19 protein-coding genes are annotated in these 19,009 nt (G+C 30.0%); 2 read left to right on the top strand and 17 right to left on the bottom strand.

The features are described from left to right. Positions 1-16 precede the first annotated feature (16 nt). From smc to FQB35_RS06310, 14 genes are all read right to left on the bottom strand, one after another. On the bottom strand, positions 17-3,583 hold the full coding sequence (gene smc, locus FQB35_RS06375; protein ID WP_168198264.1) for a chromosome segregation protein SMC: 3,567 nt from the start codon (positions 3,581-3,583) through the stop codon (positions 17-19). Between the two features lie 118 nt (positions 3,584-3,701). Further along, complete coding sequence (locus FQB35_RS06370; protein ID WP_148809181.1) at positions 3,702-4,778, bottom strand: elongator complex protein 3; 1,077 nt, start codon at positions 4,776-4,778, stop codon at positions 3,702-3,704. A 1-nt stretch (position 4,779) separates the two neighbouring features. Next, positions 4,780-5,481 (bottom strand): ribonuclease III, encoded by a 702-nt coding sequence (gene rnc / locus FQB35_RS06365; RefSeq protein ID WP_148809180.1) that lies wholly within the window; start codon positions 5,479-5,481, stop codon positions 4,780-4,782. A gap of 125 nt (positions 5,482-5,606) precedes the next feature. Continuing rightward, a complete protein-coding gene (gene fabF / locus FQB35_RS06360; RefSeq protein ID WP_148809179.1) occupies positions 5,607-6,845 on the bottom strand; it encodes a beta-ketoacyl-ACP synthase II in 1,239 nt (412 codons plus the stop codon). A gap of 63 nt (positions 6,846-6,908) precedes the next feature. After that, complete coding sequence (acpP, locus tag FQB35_RS06355) at positions 6,909-7,139, bottom strand: acyl carrier protein (protein WP_148809178.1); 231 nt, start codon at positions 7,137-7,139, stop codon at positions 6,909-6,911. Positions 7,140-7,168: 29 nt separating this feature from the next. After that, a complete protein-coding gene (fabG, locus tag FQB35_RS06350; RefSeq protein WP_148809177.1) occupies positions 7,169-7,912 on the bottom strand; it encodes a 3-oxoacyl-[acyl-carrier-protein] reductase in 744 nt (247 codons plus the stop codon). A 13-nt stretch (positions 7,913-7,925) separates the two neighbouring features. Next, positions 7,926-8,876, bottom strand: a complete 951-nt coding sequence (fabD, locus tag FQB35_RS06345) for an ACP S-malonyltransferase (protein WP_148809176.1) — start codon at positions 8,874-8,876, stop codon at positions 7,926-7,928. Positions 8,877-8,891: 15 nt separating this feature from the next. After that, a complete protein-coding gene (fabK, locus tag FQB35_RS06340) occupies positions 8,892-9,836 on the bottom strand; it encodes an enoyl-[acyl-carrier-protein] reductase FabK (protein ID WP_148809175.1) in 945 nt (314 codons plus the stop codon). Positions 9,837-9,856: 20 nt separating this feature from the next. After that, a complete protein-coding gene (locus FQB35_RS06335; RefSeq protein ID WP_148809174.1) occupies positions 9,857-10,855 on the bottom strand; it encodes a beta-ketoacyl-ACP synthase III in 999 nt (332 codons plus the stop codon). Further along, a complete protein-coding gene (gene plsX / locus FQB35_RS06330) occupies positions 10,848-11,855 on the bottom strand; it encodes a phosphate acyltransferase PlsX (RefSeq protein WP_148809173.1) in 1,008 nt (335 codons plus the stop codon). Before plsX ends, FQB35_RS06335 begins: the two co-directional genes overlap by 8 nt. A gap of 12 nt (positions 11,856-11,867) precedes the next feature. After that, on the bottom strand, positions 11,868-12,434 hold the full coding sequence (gene fapR / locus FQB35_RS06325) for a transcription factor FapR (RefSeq protein WP_148809172.1): 567 nt from the start codon (positions 12,432-12,434) through the stop codon (positions 11,868-11,870). 188 nt (positions 12,435-12,622) lie between these two features. Next, complete coding sequence (rpmF, locus tag FQB35_RS06320; protein ID WP_148809171.1) at positions 12,623-12,802, bottom strand: 50S ribosomal protein L32; 180 nt, start codon at positions 12,800-12,802, stop codon at positions 12,623-12,625. 19 nt (positions 12,803-12,821) lie between these two features. After that, complete coding sequence (locus FQB35_RS06315; RefSeq protein ID WP_148809170.1) at positions 12,822-13,322, bottom strand: YceD family protein; 501 nt, start codon at positions 13,320-13,322, stop codon at positions 12,822-12,824. A 129-nt stretch (positions 13,323-13,451) separates the two neighbouring features. Beyond that, positions 13,452-14,642: an acetate/propionate family kinase gene (locus tag FQB35_RS06310; RefSeq protein WP_148809169.1), complete on the bottom strand. Its 1,191-nt coding sequence runs from the start codon at positions 14,640-14,642 to the stop codon at positions 13,452-13,454. A 195-nt stretch (positions 14,643-14,837) separates the two neighbouring features. Here FQB35_RS06310 and FQB35_RS06305 point away from each other — a divergent pair, with 195 nt between their 5' ends. Then, complete coding sequence (locus FQB35_RS06305; RefSeq protein ID WP_148809168.1) at positions 14,838-16,082, top strand: nucleotidyltransferase; 1,245 nt, start codon at positions 14,838-14,840, stop codon at positions 16,080-16,082. Positions 16,083-16,162: 80 nt separating this feature from the next. Continuing rightward, complete coding sequence (gene ylbJ, locus FQB35_RS06300; RefSeq protein WP_168198263.1) at positions 16,163-17,455, top strand: sporulation integral membrane protein YlbJ; 1,293 nt, start codon at positions 16,163-16,165, stop codon at positions 17,453-17,455. Between the two features lie 6 nt (positions 17,456-17,461). On the opposite strand, the gene FQB35_RS06295 is transcribed toward ylbJ, so the two are convergent. From FQB35_RS06295 to rsmD, 3 genes are read right to left on the bottom strand one after another with little or no spacing between them, the layout of a single operon-like run. Beyond that, positions 17,462-17,911, bottom strand: a complete 450-nt coding sequence (locus FQB35_RS06295; protein ID WP_148809166.1) for a V-type ATP synthase subunit E family protein — start codon at positions 17,909-17,911, stop codon at positions 17,462-17,464. 19 nt (positions 17,912-17,930) lie between these two features. Further along, positions 17,931-18,407: a pantetheine-phosphate adenylyltransferase gene (coaD, locus tag FQB35_RS06290; protein WP_148809165.1), complete on the bottom strand. Its 477-nt coding sequence runs from the start codon at positions 18,405-18,407 to the stop codon at positions 17,931-17,933. 2 nt (positions 18,408-18,409) lie between these two features. Further along, complete coding sequence (rsmD, locus tag FQB35_RS06285) at positions 18,410-18,964, bottom strand: 16S rRNA (guanine(966)-N(2))-methyltransferase RsmD (RefSeq protein ID WP_148809164.1); 555 nt, start codon at positions 18,962-18,964, stop codon at positions 18,410-18,412. Positions 18,965-19,009: the final 45 nt, after the last annotated feature.

Genomic DNA, 19,009 nt, shown 5'->3' with positions numbered 1-19,009 from the left:
CACCTTAACCCCTCCATTAGCTAGCTTTTTCAGTAAGTTTTACAGATACTAATTTTGACACTCCATGTTCTTGCATCGTTACACCATATAAAGCATCAGCTGATTCCATTGTTCCTTTTCTGTGAGTCACTACAATAAATTGCGTTTCTTTTGAAAACTCTTTTAAAAAATCAGCATATCTATAAACATTTGCTTCATCTAATGCCGCCTCAATCTCATCTAATATACAAAATGGCGTAGGTTTTACCTTTAATATAGCAAATAGTAATGCAATTGCTGTTAATGCTCTTTCTCCTCCTGACAACAGAGAAAGGTTTTGTAATTTTTTACCTGGTGGCTGTGCAATAATTTCTATTGATGACAACAATATGTTCTCTTCATCCTCTAACTTAATTTCTGCTTTCCCACCACCGAATAATTTTTTAAATACTTCATTAAAATTTTCTTTTATTTGTTGAAAACAATCTATGAATTTTGTCTTCATTATACTTTCCATTTCTTTTATTACTTTTTTAAGCGTGTCTATAGCAGCTATCAAATCCTCTTTTTGAGTTGTCAAAAACTCATATCTTTCCATTACTTCTTTATATTCTTCTATAGCATTTGTATTAACACTTCCAAGATCTTTTATTTTCTTTTTTAATATTTTAATACGTTTTGATATTTCTGTTAAGTTCATATTTTCCTTTTTATATTTTATTGCTTCTGTATAGCTTATTTCATAAGTTTCCCATAGCTTGTTACAATAAGACTCCTGTTGCATTTCTAATCTAGTAAGTCTTACTTCAATTTTATGTTGACTATCTTGTAATTCAGCTATAGTTCCATTTATTCTTTTTAGCTTAATCTCTATATCTTCATAATTTTTATACACACGTTCCTTTTTTGATTTCTCTTGAGTTAAATTAAATTCACACTGTTTTTTTAAGATATCTGCATCCTTTATTTCAATTTTAAGCTTATTTAGTTGTTTAAGAAAAAAATCTTTATTCTTTAGAAATGCATCTATTTCTTTTTGTTTATTATTCTTTGAGTTTTCCAGTTCTTTTAATTTTGAAATTATAGAATCTAAATTTTGACGCATATTCTCATTTTTTTGCTCTAGAGAAGCTATCTTTATCTTTAAATTTATCACTTCTTTGTTGATTTCTTCTTTCTGTTCCTTCTCTACTTCATAAATGCTTTTACTATAAGATACTTTGTTTTGTATTTCTTTTTCATTTGCTTCTAATACTTCTATTTCTTTCTTCCTAATTTCAAGTTTTTTATCTATTTCATTTTTGTCAATATCTAATTGTTCCAGCTCTAAATCAATGCGCCGTATATTTTCTAAATAATTCTTCAGATCTTTCTCTAATTGATTTTTTGTATTCTCATTGTTTATTAATGCAATTTCCTTTTCTTTTAATAAACTCTCTTTATTGCTCAATTTTAATTTTAACTCGTCTATTTTCTTTTCATTTTCCAAAATATATCTTATCTGTCTTTTATATTGTATATTTAAATCATTAAGATTACTCTCTATTTCTTCGATTTCCCTTTTCCTGCTTAAAATATTTAAAGTTTTTGAGTGATAGCTTCCCCCTGTTATAGCACCACCTGGATTTATAATATCCCCATCTAAAGAAACTATTTTATATTTGTTTCCTACTTTTTTAGAAAGAATTATTCCATTTTCTATCTTATCAACCAATACCACTCTACCTAATAAATAGTTTAATATTTTTTCATAATCATTAGAAAAACTTATTATATCTTTAGCAAAGCCTAAAAAACCTTGTATATCTTTAAAATTGTCTTTATGATGAAAAATTTTATTTTCAAATCTATCCATAGGTAAAAAAGTTACTCTTCCAAGCTTATTCTTCTTTAAATAATTAATTACCCTATTGGCATCATTTGTTGTTTCACATACAATATTTTGCATTGCACTTCCTAATGCAACCTCAATAGAAATTTCAAAACCCTTTGGAACATCTATAATCTCTGCTACAACTCCTAATATTCCCTTCCCTAAATTTTTGTTTTTTTTCGTATGAATAAGAGTATTTTTAACACTTTTATTAAAACCTTCATATTCCTTTTCCATTTCTTCTAATAATTTTTTTCTCGTCTGCTTTTCTTGAATTCTTTGTTTTAAGCTTTCTTCTTTCTCTTTTGCTTGTTTGTTTATATTCTCTAGATTTCGAATCTCTGACTCTACAAAATCTCTTTCATTTTTTAAGCTTTCAAACTCATCTGAAATATTCTTTATTTCCTTTATTATATTCGTTTTTTCTTTTTCAATTAAATTTTTCTTTTCTTGTATATTGCTTTTTTCTTCTTTTATTTTGTTTTGCCGTTTTATTATATTATTCTGTAAAGCATTAAGACTATTAATCTCGCTCTTTTTTGTAGCCACTGTATTTAATATCTCAATGACATTGCCTTTGGATCTCTCCATATCTTCTTCTTTTTCCTGCAATACACTACTTATCTTATTTAATTTTTGTACTTTATTCTGCAAAGTCTTTTTATTCTCATTTAATATATCATTCTCGTTTTCAATTTCTTTCTTTATTTCATCTACTTGTATTAATAACTTTCTTTTATTTTCTTCTATTTCTCTAATTTCATTATTAAGTCTTACAGTATTTTCTGTTATATTAAGAACTTTTTCATTGCAAAGACAATACTCTCCCTCTTTTTTCTCTATAAGATGGATTGTTTCGAATATATTATTCTGTAGTTGATTGATTGACTCATCTAATGATTCGATTTCTCTTTTATAGTGCTGGTATTTTTTTTCTACTTCCTTTTTATCATCTAAAAAACGATTCAATTGTTCTAAAATAATCTGTTTCTGTTCCTTTAAAGCTTCAATATCATATTTTAATGTTTCAATTTCATGTATAAATAAGTTTACTTCTAAATCCTTTAATTCTCCTTGTAGTTCCAAATAAGTTTTTGCTTTTTTACTTTGTGCTTTTAATGGCTCTATTCTTAATTTAAGCTCACTGATAATATCATCTAATCTTATTAAATTTTGATTTGTATTTTCTAATTTTTTTTCTGATTCTTCTTTCCTGTTTCTATACTTTACAATTCCAGCAGCTTCCTCAAATAATATCCTTCTATTTCCAGATTTATTGTTTAATATATCATCAATTTTACCTTGTCCAATAATAGAATAACCATCAACCCCTACACCTGTATCCATAAAAATTTCTTTTATATCCTTTAATCTACATAATGATTTATTAATGTAGTATTCACTCTCTCCTGATCGATAAACTCTTCTTGTTACAGTAACTTCAGAAAAATCAACACCTAACTTGTTTGACTCATTATCTAAAGTTAAAGAAACTTCTGCCATCCCAAGGGGTTTTCTTTGAGTAGTACCTGCAAATATTATATCTTCCATTCTACTTCCTCTTAGAGTTTTTGCACTCTGTTCTCCTAAAACCCATCTTACTGCATCTGAAATATTACTTTTACCACTACCATTAGGTCCTACAATCCCTGTAACTCCTTTTTCAAATTCAATTTCTGTTTTATCAGCAAAAGATTTGAAACCATGTATCTCAATCTTTTTTAGATACAAACTCAAACACCTCTTTTTTATTAGTCACTTCTAATTATTTTATCACATATGCCATTATATTTGAATATAGACATAATTACAATGCAATTTAAAGCTTATCTCTTTCATTAGATAAGTTTTAAATTGCATTATCAGCATATTGTTTCATATTGTAGCTTATTGACTTACCACATTTCATAAATATTTTTATCTCACCATCATCTAATCTGTTATTTCTAATAATTCTTATTTTTTTTATTTCATATTTATTTTTAACAAAATCTATATTCTCTTTTTTATGTCCTACCAAACTAGAAACATAACGATCATTTACTTGTAGCTCAATAGGCATATCTTTTATATTAAATTTTAAAAACAAATTATCCAACATTTCTTTGAAAATCTCTGACTCTACCAACTGTCTAAAAGAAGAATGAAATGGACCTGCAATAACTTCTCTTCCAAGTAGAATATTCTCTGTTGGCTGTAGACCTATTCTTATTACTGGTATTTCACATTGCAAAAACTTTAATAATAGATTTTTAGAAATTTCAACTGCTTCTTCCAACGTTAACGGTTCATATTGCCCTTCTAAATACATTTTTTCCAAATAAGTATCTTTCACAACTAACGTAGGATATATCCTTACAAAATCAGGATGTAATCTAATAATTTCTTCTACTGTTTTATTAATTTTTTGAGGATTATCATCAGGTAAACCAATCATCATCTGTAATCCTATCTTTACATCAAATTGCCTCATCACTTTTACTGCATTTATTACATCCTCCTTTGTATGTCCTCTTCCGCTTTTTAACAACACATTTTGATCCATTGATTGAACTCCCAGTTCAATAATAGATACACCAAATTTTTGTAAAAACTCCATAATAAATTTATTTATATAATCAGGTCTTGTTGATATTCTTATATCTTTTATAACTCCTCTTTTTTTCCATTTTAAAGCAATTTTTAAAAGCTCTTCTTGTTTATACTTTTCAATCCCTGTAAAGCTCCCTCCAAAGAAAGCAATTTCTACATGTTTATTTTCGACATCCTTAATTGTATTGACATATTCCTTTATTTGTAAATCAACTTCTTCAGGTAATATATCTTTTATATTTCCAGTAATTTTTTTCTGGTTGCAAAAAATACAATCAAACGGACAACCCTTATGTGGTACAAATATAGGTATAATGTAGTGTTTTTTTCCCATATTAGATCACCTTCTTTAATGCTTCTTTGGCTGCATTTTGCTCTGCTTCCTTTTTGCTTTTTCCAGAACCTTTTCCTAAAACTTTTTCACCTATTTTTACATGAACATAAAAAACTTTGTTATGATCTGGCCCTTCCTCATTTACTACTTCATACATAATTTTTTCAGTATTTACACTTTGAACAATTTCTTGCAAGTGTGTTTTATAATCCTTAAAAATCTTACCTTCTATTGCATCTTCTATTGTCTTTTTTAAACTTCTTAATATAAATTGTTTAACATTTGTAAGCCCTCCATCTAAATACATAGCTCCAATAATTGCTTCAAATGTATCCGCCAACACAGAAACTCTCTGTCTTCCTCCTGTTACCTCTTCTCCTTTTCCTAATAAAAGGTATTTACCTATATCCATATTTATAGAACACTCCGCAAGAGATGGTTCACATACAATGCTCGCCCGAATTTTTGTAAGCTCTCCTTCCTGTAAATTTGGCAAAGAATTATATAAATAATCACTTATTACAATACTTAATACAGAATCTCCTAAGAATTCTAGTCGCTCATTATATTTTAAATTTCTTTTTTTGTTTTCATTTGCATACGAACTATGAGTTAACGCTTCATTTAATAAGTTAATATTATTAAATGTATATCCTAACAGATTCATAAATTCATTTAAAACTAACTTTCTATTACTATGCATGTACGTCCTCCTTTGCGTAAACCTTAATTTTGTATCAATACTTATTGTACACTTTTTTATATGATTTTAAAAGTTTCTATTCATTTAGAAAAAGTAAAGGGAAGCCTTATGTAGACTTCCCATCATTATTCATACTTTTTTAATATAATGGTTGCATTGTGTCCACCAAACCCTAGTGAATTTGATAAAGCATATCTTACAATTCTTTTTCTTCCTTCATTTGGAACATAATCTAAATCACATTCTGGATCAGAAGTTGTATAGTTAACTGTTGGTGGTATAAAATCCTCTTGTATTGCCAATGCACAAGCTATAGCTTCTATTCCTCCTGCAGCTCCAAGAAGATGCCCTGTCATCGATTTTGTTGAACTTACAGCTAACTCATATGCATGCTTTCCAAATACAGATTTTATTGCCATCGTCTCAAACTTATCATTTAGAGGCGTAGATGTTCCATGAGCATTAATATAATCTATATCCTCTGGCAATATATTTGCATCTTTAATTGCATTTTTCATAGCTCTCGCAGCTCCTTCACCTTCAGGAGCTGGTGCAGTAATATGATGTGCATCTGCACTCATTCCATACCCTACTACTTCTGCATAAATGTGTGCTCCACGATTTAAGGCATGTTCTAATTCTTCTAATATAAGAATTCCAGAACCTTCTCCCATTACAAATCCATCTCTGTCTTTATCAAAAGGTCTACTAGCTTTCATTGGATCATCATTTCTTGTAGACAATGCTTTCATAGTACAAAATCCAGCTATTGCAAGAGGAGTTATTGAAGCTTCTGTACCACCTGTAACCATTATATCAGCATCTCCTCTTTGAATAATTTTAAAAGCATCACCAACAGCATTTGTTGAAGATGCACATGCAGTTACTACCGTAGCATTTGGTCCCTTTGCTCCAAGTGTCATAGATATTTGACCTGCACCCATATTTGAAATCATCATAGGAATAAAAAATGGGCTTACTCTACCAGGTCCTTTATTTAAAAGCTTATCATATTCTTTTTCAAATGTTTCAATTCCACCGATTCCAGATCCCAAAATTACCCCAAATCGATTTTTGTCTATATTTTCTAAATCAAGTCCTGAATCCTCTACTGCCATTTTACTAGCAACAACTGCATACTGTATAAATCTGTCCATTCTTTTTGCTTCTTTTTTATCAAGATAGTCTGTAGGTTGAAAGTCTTTTACTTCAGCAGCTATCTGAGCTGTAAAGTTTGTTGCATCAAATCTTGTTATTTTACCGATCCCACTTTTTCCTGCTTTTAATGCATTCCAATAATTTTCTTTTCCTATTCCTATGGGAGTAATAGCTCCAATTCCAGTAACAACAACTCGTCTCTTCAAGTTAAAAACCTCCCTAATTATTCATTATTGGTTTAGTCCCGAATGATTCGGGACTAAATTCATCTATTTGTTCTCTTCAATATATTTCGCAATATCTCCAATATTTTTAAAATTTTCAGCATCTTCATCAGGAATTTCTATATCAAATTCATCTTCTAATGCCATAATAATCTCAACAGCATCTAATGAATCTGCCTCTAGATCTTTCATTAATGAAGTATTAGGAGTAATATCATCAGTACTATCTAATCCTAACTGGTCTACAATTATCTCAACAACTTTATCAAATACCATAGGTATCTCACCTCCTCTCATCTAAAATATTACATAACCATTCCACCGTCTATATTTATAACTTGCCCTGTAATATATCTCGCCCCATCTGAACATAAAAACGCGATAACATTTGCTACATCTTCAGGCGTTCCTAACTTACCTAAAGGAATATTTTTAGAATAATTTTCTATTACCTCTTCGGATAATTTATCTGTCATTTCTGTTTGTATAAAACCAGGGGCTACAGCATTTACGTTAATTCCTCTTGATCCTAATTCTTTAGCAACAGATTTTGTAAAACCTATAATTCCAGCCTTTGATGCTGCATAATTTGCTTGACCAGCATTCCCCATTACGCCTACAACAGATGCTACATTTATAATCTTTCCACTTCTTTGTTTCATCATTTTTCTTGTTACTGCCTTTGTACAGTTATATGTACCTTTAAGGTTTATATTAATTACTTTATCCCAGTCTTCATCCTTCATTTTCATAAGAAGAGTATCTTTTGTAATACCTGCATTATTTACTAATATATCAATTGTATCAAACTTTTTCTCAATTTCTTTAAAAAAGTTTTTCACTTCCTCAGTATTTGAAACATCTGCTTTTAAAGCAATTGCATCTCTCCCCATATCTTTTATAATCTTTACAACTTCATCTGCCTTATCAGAACTCCTTGTATAGTTTACAACAACATTTGCTCCTAATTCTGCTAATTTTAAGGCAATTGCCTTACCAATTCCTCTTGAACCACCTGTTACAACGGCAGTTTTTCCAATTAAATTCACTTCTTTCAACCTCCTATTTATTTGCCAAGTTATCTAAAACTTTATCTAAAGTTTCACTGTTTTCTATATTATAAGTAATTACTTGTTTCTTTACTTTTTTACTTATTTTTTTGATGAATTGGCTTAAAGATTTACCCGGTCCAATCTCAATAAACGTATCTACACCATCTTCCATCATTCTTATGACACTGTCTTCCCATAAAACAGAATTACTAACTTGTTTTACTAATAAATCTATTACTTCTTTTTTATCTTTATAATAATCAGCATGAACATTTGCAATAACTGGTATTTGCAAATCTTTAATATCAATATTTTTTAATTCTAATTCTAATTTCTCTCCTGCTGGTATAAGCATTGAACAATGGAAAGGCGCACTTACTGGTAACATTACAGCTTTTTTAGCTCCTAATTCTTTTGCAAATTCACATGCTTTCTCAACCGCTTTAACTTCTCCTGAAATAACAATCTGTCCAGGACTGTTAAAATTCGCAGCTTCAACAATTCCAAATTCTTCTGCTCTCTCAAGAGCTTTTTCTAAATCTTCTCGTTGCATACCTAAAATTGCTGCCATTGTTCCTATTCCTAATGGAACAGCTTCTTGCATATATTTTCCTCTTTTCTTTACTAGTGAAACTGCATCTTTAAAATCCATTGCTTTAGAAATAACAAGAGATGCATATTCTCCTAGACTTAATCCTGCAGTTATATCTGGCACTATCCCTTTTTCTTCAAGAACTTTTGCAATTGCTATACATGTAGTAAGTATTGCAGGCTGCGTATTTTCAGTTTTCTTTAATTCTTCTTCTGGTCCCTCAAAACACATTTTTTTCATATCGTAACCAATTGCTTCACTAGCTAGTTCAAAAACGTTGTTTGCTACTTCAAAATTTTCCACTATATCTTTTCCCATTCCAACATATTGGGCTCCTTGGCCAGGAAAAACAAAAGCTATTTTTGACATTTTCTTCACCCCTTATTATTTGCATAAACGACCAATTGATTGATAAGTTTTTGTAAGATGCTTCATCATTTCATCAATAATTTCTTTACAAGGCTTTATATCTTTTACAAGTCCTGCAATTTGTCCTGACATAACAGAACCATTTTCAACATCTCCTTCAATCACAGCACTTCTTAACTTCCCTGCTCCTAGGCTTTCTAACTCCTCTGTAGAAGCGCCTGCCTTTTCTAACTTTTCAAATTCCTTTGATAATTTATTCCTTAAAATTCTTACTGGATGACCTGTGCTTCTTCCTGTTACTACTGTATCTCTATCTTTTGCCTTTAAAATTTTCTCTTTATATTTTTCATGAACTGTACATTCTTTTGAACATACAAATCTAGTTCCTACTTGTACCCCTTCTGCTCCTAAAGCAAAAGCAGCCACCATTCCTCTTCCATCTGCTATCCCTCCAGCAGCAATAACTGGAATATTTACAGCATCTACTACTTGTGGTACTAATACCATTGTTGTTAACTCACCTATGTGTCCTCCAGCTTCAGTTCCTTCAACAATTATTGCATCAGCCCCAGCTTTTTCAACTCTTTTAGCAAGAGCTACTGAAGGAACTACCGGTATGACTTTTGTATTAGCCTTTTTTAAAGCAGCCATATATTTCCCAGGATTACCTGCCCCAGTAGTAATCACAGGAACTTTTTCTGCAACGACTAAATCCATTATCTCATCAACATATGGAGATAAAAGCATTACATTAATCCCATAAGGTTTATTTGTTAATTCCTTTATTTTTTCTATTTCTTTTTTTATAATATCTGCAGGAGCATTACCTGCTGCAATAATCCCTAACCCTCCAGCATTAGAAACTGCAGCAGCAAGTTCTGCTGTAGATATCCATGCCATAGCTCCTTGAATAATTGGATATTTGATATTCAATAATTTACATATCTTTGAGTCTAACATATACACACCCCCTTATTATACTACTTATTCCATTTAATTACACTAGCTCCCCATGTAAGACCTGCACCAAAACCTACCATCACTACTAAATCTCCTTTTTTAATTTTGCCTAATCTTACAGCTTCATCTAGAGCTACTGGTATAGATGCAGCTGACATATTCCCAACTTTATCTAAATTTATATGTACCTTTTCATTATCTAATTTTAATTTTTTTGCTGCTGAATTAATAATTCTTGTATTTGCTTGATGTGGTACAAGATAATCTATATCTTCAATTCCATATCCACTAAGCTCTAATGCTCCTAAAGATGCTTTATTCATAGCTCTAACTGCAAATTTAAATACTTCACTACCATCCATCCTTATTGAATGAAGTCTTTCTTCAACTGTCTTTATAGATGCTGGCATTCTTGATCCACCGGCTGGCACTTTTAGGAATTTTCCACCTTCTCCATCAGCACCCATAGAAGCTGATAGAATTCCCATTCCATCCTCTGTAGGACCTAACACTACTGCTCCAGCTCCATCTCCAAATAATATGCAAGTTCCTCGATCAGTCCAATCGATAATTTTTGATAATGTTTCAGCTCCAATTACTAATACCTTTTCATACATACCAGTTGCAATAAATTGCTGTGCAACAGTTAAACTATATAAAAAGCCTGAGCACCCTGCTTCTAAATCAAAAGCAGCTGCTCCTTCTGCCCCAATATTTTTTTGAACAATACATGCTGTTGAAGGAAAAACCATATCTGGTGTAACTGTACCTACAATAATTAAGTCAATTTCTTTTGCTGAAACTCCTGCATTTTCTAATGCCTTTAACGCTGCTTTTGTAGCTAAATCAGAAGTAGCAGTATTTTCATCTGCAATGCGTCTTTCTTTGATTCCAGTTCTCTTAACAATCCATTCATCAGAGGTATCAACAATTTTTTCAAGATCATGATTTGTAAGCACTTTTTCTGGTAAATAACTTCCAGTTCCTAATATTCCTACCGATCTAAATTTATTATGCATTCTCTTCATCTCCTATTCTACTTATTTCATTATTTATTACTTGAACAACTTCTTTTTCTGCAAAAACCTTTGCCTGCTTAATTGCATTTTTTATAGCTTTTGCATTAGAACTTCCATGAGCTTTGATAACAGCACCTTTTACTCCTAATAATGGTGCTCCTCCATATTCAGTATAATCAAGATTTTTTTTGAATTCTTTTAAAGAAGGCATAAGTAACATAGCCCCTAATTTATTTATAATATTTTTTGTAAATTGTTTCTTAAGCATAGACATAATTGTCATCGCTACACCTTCAGTGAGTTTTAAAATCACATTTCCTACAAAACCATCACATACAATAACATCGACAATTCCTCTTGGAATCTCTCTCGCTTCCGCATTTCCATAAAAATTCAAATCTGTTTTTGAAAATAATTCAAAAGACTCTTTTATTAACGGGGTCCCTTTTCCTTGTTCTGCCCCAATATTCACTAATCCTACAGAGGGATTTTTCTTTTCTAGTACCTTTTCAGAATAGACAGAACCCATCAATCCAAATTCTAGAAGATTTCTTGGTTTACACTCAGCATTTGCTCCAGCATCTACTAATAAAGACATTCCTTTTGATGTAGGAAATACAGCAGATATAGCTGGTCTATCTATCCCTTTAATTCTCCCTAATATAAACAAACTTCCTGCAAGTAGTGCCCCAGTATTTCCTGCAGAAATAAAAGCATCTACTTTCTTTTCCTTTAGTAAATTTAAACCTACAACCATAGATGAATCTTTTTTCTTTCTTATTGCCTGTACTGGTTTATCTTCATTTAATATTATTTCTGTTGCATTCATTATATGTAACCTACTACGGTTAAACTTTTGCTTTGATAACTCTTTCTCCAAAAGATCTTTTTTTCCTATTAAAGCTATTTCAACGTCTAACTCATTTATTGCTTGAATACATCCTTTGACTATCTCCTTTGGTGCATGATCTCCGCCCATCCCATCAACTGCAATTATCATAATAACCACCTCTTACTCTTCCTCTATGGATACAAGAATAAATTTCCCTCTAAAAACTTGCTCTTGTTTGACGTATATTTTAACATGAACGAAATACTTATTTCCCCTTTTTTTTACTATTTCTGCTTTTGCAACTAATTTTTCTCCTGCTAAAACTGGTATTCTGTATTTCATATTTGCAACACCTGTTAATGCTACTTGTGCATTAATCACAGCCATTGCTAAAGATTCAGCCATTGAAAAAATATGGTGGCCTCTTACCACTTTCGTTTTTTTAAATGCCATATCTTCCGTTGTTTGAAGCATAGAAATACCATTTTCATTAAGGTTTATATCAATCAATTCACCAACGATTTCTGATTCTCCTAAACTTATAACCTTAGAATAATTTTTCTCTGCGACTTTTTTAATTCTCTCTCTTAATTCAGGAATTCCTAATTCCAATCTATCTAAACGTATTGTTTGTATACTAACTTGAAAATGTTCACTCAGTTCTTCATCTGTAACAAAAGGCTGATTTTCAATTTTTTTTAATAATTCTGATTGCCTTACTTTTTTAGGCTTTCTTTTCCTAGGCATCCACTCCACCTCTTTTAGTACTTGAGTTTAGTACCTGATACTAATATTTAGTATATATTATTTTATCTAATAAATCAACTACCCTACTTGTACTTTTTATTTTATTCTTTGTATATCTGAAGCAGACTATAAAAAATTGTTAAATAAATAAAAAATAGTAATGATGATATCATCATTACTATTTTTTATTACTTAACTTCCATTACCTCTTTTCCATGATAAAAACCACATTTTTTACATACTCTATGTTGTAATTTTGGTTCATGACATTGTGGACATTCAACAATATTTGGACTAGTCATTTTAATATTTGCTGCTCTTCTTTTATCTCTTCTTGCTTTAGATGTTTTTCTCTTAGGTACTGCCATTATTTCCACCTCCTTAATATTATTGTAACAAATCTTTTAATTTAGCAAGTCTTGGATCAATCTCATCTTTTTCACAATTACATTGATGTTTATTAAGATTCTCACCACAGACTAAGCATAATCCTCTACATTGCTCATCACAAACTATTTTCATAGGAAGAGCTGAAATTAAAACATTCTCCATTATTTCTGAAATATTAATCATATTATTTTTTATTATGAAATATTCCTCTATTTCAGCTTGAGGAGAACTCTCATAAATTAATTTTTCATGAATTTCACCAATGATTTTTTTCTGAAACTTTTCTAAACATCTATAACAGCTAAATTCTCCTGTACTTTCAACTATACCTTCTATATATATTTCTCCATTTGCATTATATATTTTTCCTTTAAAAACAACAGGAGCAACTAAGGGTATTTCATCACCAAAATAACCTATATTTTCAATTTTAGCTTCTACTTCAAGATCTAATTCTTTTTTTTGACCCTCTACTAATTCGGTTAAATTGACTCTCATTAATTTCACCTCATCACATTAACAGAATTAATTATACAAATGGAGCACATATTTGTCAAGCTAAAATACTTGATAGTTATTTAATTTATCATTTGAAGATAAAAAAGGTAGGAAATATCCTACCTTTTATTATTTTAATAATTCTTGTGTATCTTTTGCAATCATTAATTCTTCATTTGTAGGAATAACAAGCACTTTAACTTTTGAATCATCTGTACTTACAATAGCATCTTTTCCTCTTATATTATTTTTTTCAGGGTCCACTTTTACTCCCATAAATTCTAATCCTTTACAGATCTCTTCTCTATTTGAAGCAGAATTTTCACCAAGTCCTGCTGTAAATACAATAACATCTACACCGCCCATCTCAGCAGCATAAGCACCAATATATTTTTTTACACGTTTATTAAATACATCAAGTGCAAGTTGAGCTCTCTCATTTCCTTCAGCAGCATTTTCTATGTCTCTAAAGTCACTGCTTACTCCAGAGATTCCCAATACACCAGATTTTTTGTTTAATAAATTGTTTACACCTGCTATATCTAAATTCTCTTTTTCCATGATAAAAGTAACAATAGCAGGGTCAATATCTCCACATCTAGTTCCCATTACCAAACCTTCTAGTGGTGTGAATCCCATACTTGTATCAATAGATTTTCCTCCATCAATAGCAGCAAGACTTGCTCCATTTCCTAGGTGACAAGTTATAATTTTTAAGTCTTCTAACTTTTTACCAAGAAAATCTGCTGCTTTTTGAGATACATATCTATGACTTGTTCCATGGAATCCATATTTTCTAATTCCATATTTTTCATAAAGCTCATATGGTAGTGGATATATGTATGATGACTTAGGCATTGTTTGATGGAATGCAGTATCAAATACACCAACCATTGGAGTACCTGGCATTAATTCTTTACAAGCATTTATTCCCATAAGGTTTGCAGGATTATGAAGTGGTGCTAATTCAATACAATCTTCTATTGCTTTTATTACCTCATCATCAATAACTACAGAAGCACTAAATTTTTCACCTCCATGAACAATTCTATGACCTACTGCAGAAATCTCTTTCATGTCTTTAATTGCACCATGTTTTTCATCTACAAGTGTATCAATCACAAGACTTAAAGCTACTTTGTGATCAGGCATATCTTTTTCAATGATAACCTTTTCCATTCCTGGAACCTCATGTTTAAGCACAGAACCTTCTATGCCTATTCTTTCTACTAAACCTTTTGCTAATACACTTTCATCACTCATATTAATTAATTGATATTTTAGTGATGAACTACCACAATTAATAACTAATACATTCATTGAAATGTCCTCCTTAATATATTTTTAACACAAGGATTTGTTATAATATTTATACAATTTCCCTTTTATCACTTTAATTATAAAGTACTATAAAATTTTTTCAAGTAGAAAAATAGATATTTATCTTATTTTTTGATATTATTAGCTAAATTTAGTAATATTATATTTATCTTATTAATTTTTGGAGGGATGCCAATGAAAGTTCTTGGCTTAATAACAGAATATAATCCTTTTCACAATGGTCATAAATATCACCTATTAAAATCCGTTAAACAAACTAATGCTACACATACAATCGTAGTGATGAGTGGTAATTTTTTGCAACGTGGTGAGCCTGCATTAACGGATAAATGGATACGAGCAGAAATGGCCGTAAAAGAAGGAATTGACTTAGTCATTGAGCTTCCTGTCGTTTATGCTTGTAATAGTGCTGAGCTTTTTGCATATGGAAGCATATCCTTGTTAAATAGCCTAAATATAGTTGATTATATTTGTTTTGGAAGTGAAGTAGGTAAGATAGAAGAATTAAAGTTAATTTCAAAAGTTCTAGCGACTGAACCGAGTTCATACAAAAACTATTTAAAAGAATTTTTATCTGAAGGAATTTCTTTTCCACGTGCTCGTGAAAAAGCATTAAGTAAGTATTTTTCTGATACGAACTTAGATTCAATCCTAAAATCTCCTAATAATATTTTAGGAATTGAGTATATCAAATCTTTAATAAAATTAAATAGTTCAATTAAACCTTACACTATTAAAAGAATTAAAGCTGATTACCATTCAGCTGATATTAAAAATAATATCTGTAGTGCTACTGCCATAAGAACTTATCTTTCACAAGAAAATTACCATATAAACAATTTAACAAAGGTAATGCCTTTAAATAGTTTTCAAACCCTTAAAAATAGCTTGAAAGAAGGTTTTTCTCCTGTATTTTATAATGATTTTGATAAACTTATTTTGTATAACCTCCGAACAATATCAAAATCTACACTTATGAAAATTATGGATGTAAATGAAGGTCTTGAAAATAGAATAAAAGAAGCTTCTGTAAAAGCTATAAATTTGCAAAATTTACTTGATTTATCGAAAACAAAAAGATATACACGTACAAGATTACAAAGAATTTTTATTCATGCTTTATTAGGCATCACAAAAGATCATATTTATAAGTTTAATCAATATGGAGGCTCACAATATGCTCGTATATTGGCTTTTTCATCAAAAGGAACAAAATTATTAAAAAAATTAAAGAAGTCCTCTAACATACCTATTTTAACAAATATCAACAAACAAAATCTATCAAATAATATTGCACAACAAATGCTATTTTTTGATATTTTAGCTACTAATGTTTATAGTTTAGGATACCCTAATATTAATAATAGAATTGGAGGAAATGATTATTATAAAAAACCTTATTTTTTCGAATTAATTTAGTACTTAATTAGATCGAATTAAGTACTATTTTTTTTATTTTTTAAATATATATGAATAGATTTATTTTTAGGAGGAATAATATGATTTTACTTATTCTTATAATAGTACTTACTTGTATTTATTATATATTAAAAAACACACCTTTATTGTATAAAATAAAACATATCTGCTTAGTTTGTATTGTTAGTTTCTTAGTCCTTAGTATAATAAAATACCCTCAACAAGCTTTTGAAGCTGCAAAACTTGGCATCAACACTTGGTTTAATGTTGTCTTTCCCGCATTATTACCCTTTTTTATTGGTGCTGAGCTACTTATTGGTTTAGGTGTAGTAAATTTTATTGGGATACTTTTAGAGCCTATTATAAGACCAATTTTTAACGTTCCTGGTGAAGGTTCTTTTGTTTTAGCAATGAGTATAACATCTGGATATCCTATAGGAGTTAAATTAGCTACTCAACTTAGAAACAAAGGAATATTTAGTAGAATTGAAACTCAAAGACTCATATCTTTTTGTAGCACTTCAGGTCCTCTTTTTATGATTGGTGCTGTTTCTATTGGCATGTTTCATAACCTACAATTGGGAACAACTATAGCTCTTTCTCATTATTTAGGAGCAATTACAACAGGAATTCTCTTTAGGTTTTACAAGTTTAAGCATAAAAGAAAAAATTCTACTAAAAAACAAAAAGGATATATCAAAAGAGCCTTTTGCGAAATGTTTAAAGTAGTCCAAAACAAAGAAAGTACTTTTGGTGCTTTATTAGGAACATCTGTAAAAAATTCTATGGAAACTCTCTTTATTATTGGAGGCTTTATTATTCTTTTTTCAGTTATTATCCAGCTTTTAACAATAATAGGCCTTATTGATATATTTTCTAATTATATTCAAAAATATTTGTACATATTTCACCTTGATGCATCAATATGTAGGGCAATTGTAAGTGGTATATTTGAAATAACAATGGGATGCAAACTTCTTTCTGAAATCTCTAACATTTCTTTTATACAGCAAGCCGTTTTAGCTACAATGATTATTTCTTGGAGTGGCTTTTCTATCCATGCACAAGCTTCTAGTTTACTTAGTAAAACAGATATAAGTACTGGAATCTATATTTTCTCAAAATTTTTACATGCTATACTATCCGGCTTTTTTGTGTTCCTTATAGTTCCAATAACGCATTCTATTTTTAGTCATATAAATACACCTGTTTTCTTTCAATATTCAATAAAAACTACTCCTACTTGGACTTCAAAAATATTATTTTCATCAAAATTATTCATGATTATGACCATATCTATTATTGTAATATCCATAGTATTGCAAATAATGTTTTTATTGGCACATACCCTTTCAAAAATTAACAAAAAATGAAGGGTTTTACCCCTTCATTCCCTTTAATTCATTTCTATTTTCTTTTATTGTATTTAATAAATCTTCAAAGTTTTTTTGTACACCTGCTAGCAGTTCATCCGTATACTGCCTTGCTCCTAGACGAATCTCTTTTGCATTTATTTGCGCCTGAGAAATAATCTCTTCTGCTCGCTTCTGCGCCATTTTTGTAATTTCATCTTTTTCAACCATTTCTTCAATATGTACTTTTGCATTTTCCATAATTGAATCAGCTTCTTTTTGAGCCTCTATTAATATTCTTTGTCTTTCTTCTTTGATCCATTGTGCTTGCTTAACTTCATCTGGTAGTTGAATTCTTATTTCTTTAATAATATCAAGGATTTCTTCTTTATCTACAAGGGTTTTACCAGCTAATGGAATAGAAGAACTACTTTCAATAATATCTTCTAATTCATCTAACAGACGCAATGCATTCAATTTATACCCCTCCTTTTCGCTATTTATACTTTTTCAACAAAGCCTTTTTTACCGGATCAGGAACCAATCCATCAATACATCCTTTAAATTTACATGTCTCCTTTATTATACTTGAACTAAGATATGAATACTCACTACTTGTCATCATAAAAATTGTTTCAACTTCAGAATTTAATTTTTTGTTCATCAGTGCCATTTGAAATTCATATTCAAAATCAGAAACTGCTCTTAATCCCTTAACAATTACATCTATATTTTTTTGATTTACATAATCAACTAACAATCCTGAAAAACAATCAATTTCAATATTCTGTATATCTTTTGTAACTTCTCTTAGCAATTCTATCCTTTCTTCAACACTAAAAAGAGGATTTTTACTTGGATTATAAAGAACTGCTACAATAACCTTATCCACCATTTTTGAAGTTCTCTTTATTATATCTAAATGTCCATTTGTAACTGGGTCAAAACTTCCGGGACATACTGCTGTTTTCATTGTTATTCCTCCTCTGAATAAATAGATATTAATGTCTTTCCATATTTTTTTTCTTTTAATTTTATAAATCTCCCTACACATTTAGGTAATATATCTTTAAAATCATGTTCTACTACAATTATCCCTTCCTTATTCAATACATTTTCAGCATCGATAATATCAATAGACGGTATAATTAGTCCCTTCAAGTAAGGTGGATCCATAAATATAATGTCAAACCTAATTCTATTTGAAGCCAATTCCTTGATTAGCTTTTGTACATCACCAAATAATATTGTGCTTTTTTCTTTAACCCCTGTATGCTCAACATTTTCTTTTATTATTTTTATACTATTTTTATTATTATCTACAAAATAGGCTTTCTCTGCTCCTCTACTCAAAGCTTCAATACCTAAACTACCAGTTCCTGCAAAAAGATCTAATATAATACTATCCATAATATATGGATTTATCATGCTAAAAATAGCTTCTTTTACTCTATCTGTAGTTGGTCTCGTATCTAATCCTTTTGGTGCTTTTAATCTCATACCTTTTGATGAACCTGCAATTACTCTCACACATAATTCTCTCCTTTCAATAAATATATTTTAGCATATAAGCAA

Source organism: Crassaminicella thermophila (assembly GCF_008152325.1).
GTDB lineage: Bacteria > Bacillota > Clostridia > Peptostreptococcales > Thermotaleaceae > Crassaminicella_A > Crassaminicella_A thermophila.
Note: the sequence above shows the minus strand (reverse complement) of the source record. Positions and strands in the feature narration are given on the sequence as shown.

What these genes read in the sequence shown, in the direction of transcription:
- fapR (WP_148809172.1), bottom strand. Translation starts at nt 12,434, where the DNA reads ATGCCTAGGAAAAGAAAGCCTAAAAAAGTAAGGCAATCAGAATTATTA.
- acpP (WP_148809178.1), bottom strand. Translation starts at nt 7,139, where the DNA reads ATGGTATTTGATAAAGTTGTTGAGATAATTGTAGACCAGTTAGGATTA.
- fabD (WP_148809176.1), bottom strand. Translation starts at nt 8,876, where the DNA reads ATGTCAAAAATAGCTTTTGTTTTTCCTGGCCAAGGAGCCCAATATGTT.
- ylbJ (WP_168198263.1), top strand. Translation starts at nt 16,163, where the DNA reads ATGATTTTACTTATTCTTATAATAGTACTTACTTGTATTTATTATATA.
- FQB35_RS06315 (WP_148809170.1), bottom strand. Translation starts at nt 13,322, where the DNA reads ATGAGAGTCAATTTAACCGAATTAGTAGAGGGTCAAAAAAAAGAATTA.
- rnc (WP_148809180.1), bottom strand. Translation starts at nt 5,481, where the DNA reads ATGCATAGTAATAGAAAGTTAGTTTTAAATGAATTTATGAATCTGTTA.
- fabK (WP_148809175.1), bottom strand. Translation starts at nt 9,836, where the DNA reads ATGTTAGACTCAAAGATATGTAAATTATTGAATATCAAATATCCAATT.
- FQB35_RS06370 (WP_148809181.1), bottom strand. Translation starts at nt 4,778, where the DNA reads ATGGGAAAAAAACACTACATTATACCTATATTTGTACCACATAAGGGT.
- FQB35_RS06335 (WP_148809174.1), bottom strand. Translation starts at nt 10,855, where the DNA reads ATGCATAATAAATTTAGATCGGTAGGAATATTAGGAACTGGAAGTTAT.
- coaD (WP_148809165.1), bottom strand. Translation starts at nt 18,407, where the DNA reads ATGAAAACAGCAGTATGTCCCGGAAGTTTTGACCCAGTTACAAATGGA.
- FQB35_RS06310 (WP_148809169.1), bottom strand. Translation starts at nt 14,642, where the DNA reads ATGAATGTATTAGTTATTAATTGTGGTAGTTCATCACTAAAATATCAA.
- plsX (WP_148809173.1), bottom strand. Translation starts at nt 11,855, where the DNA reads ATGATAATTGCAGTTGATGGGATGGGCGGAGATCATGCACCAAAGGAG.
- FQB35_RS06305 (WP_148809168.1), top strand. Translation starts at nt 14,838, where the DNA reads ATGAAAGTTCTTGGCTTAATAACAGAATATAATCCTTTTCACAATGGT.
- rpmF (WP_148809171.1), bottom strand. Translation starts at nt 12,802, where the DNA reads ATGGCAGTACCTAAGAGAAAAACATCTAAAGCAAGAAGAGATAAAAGA.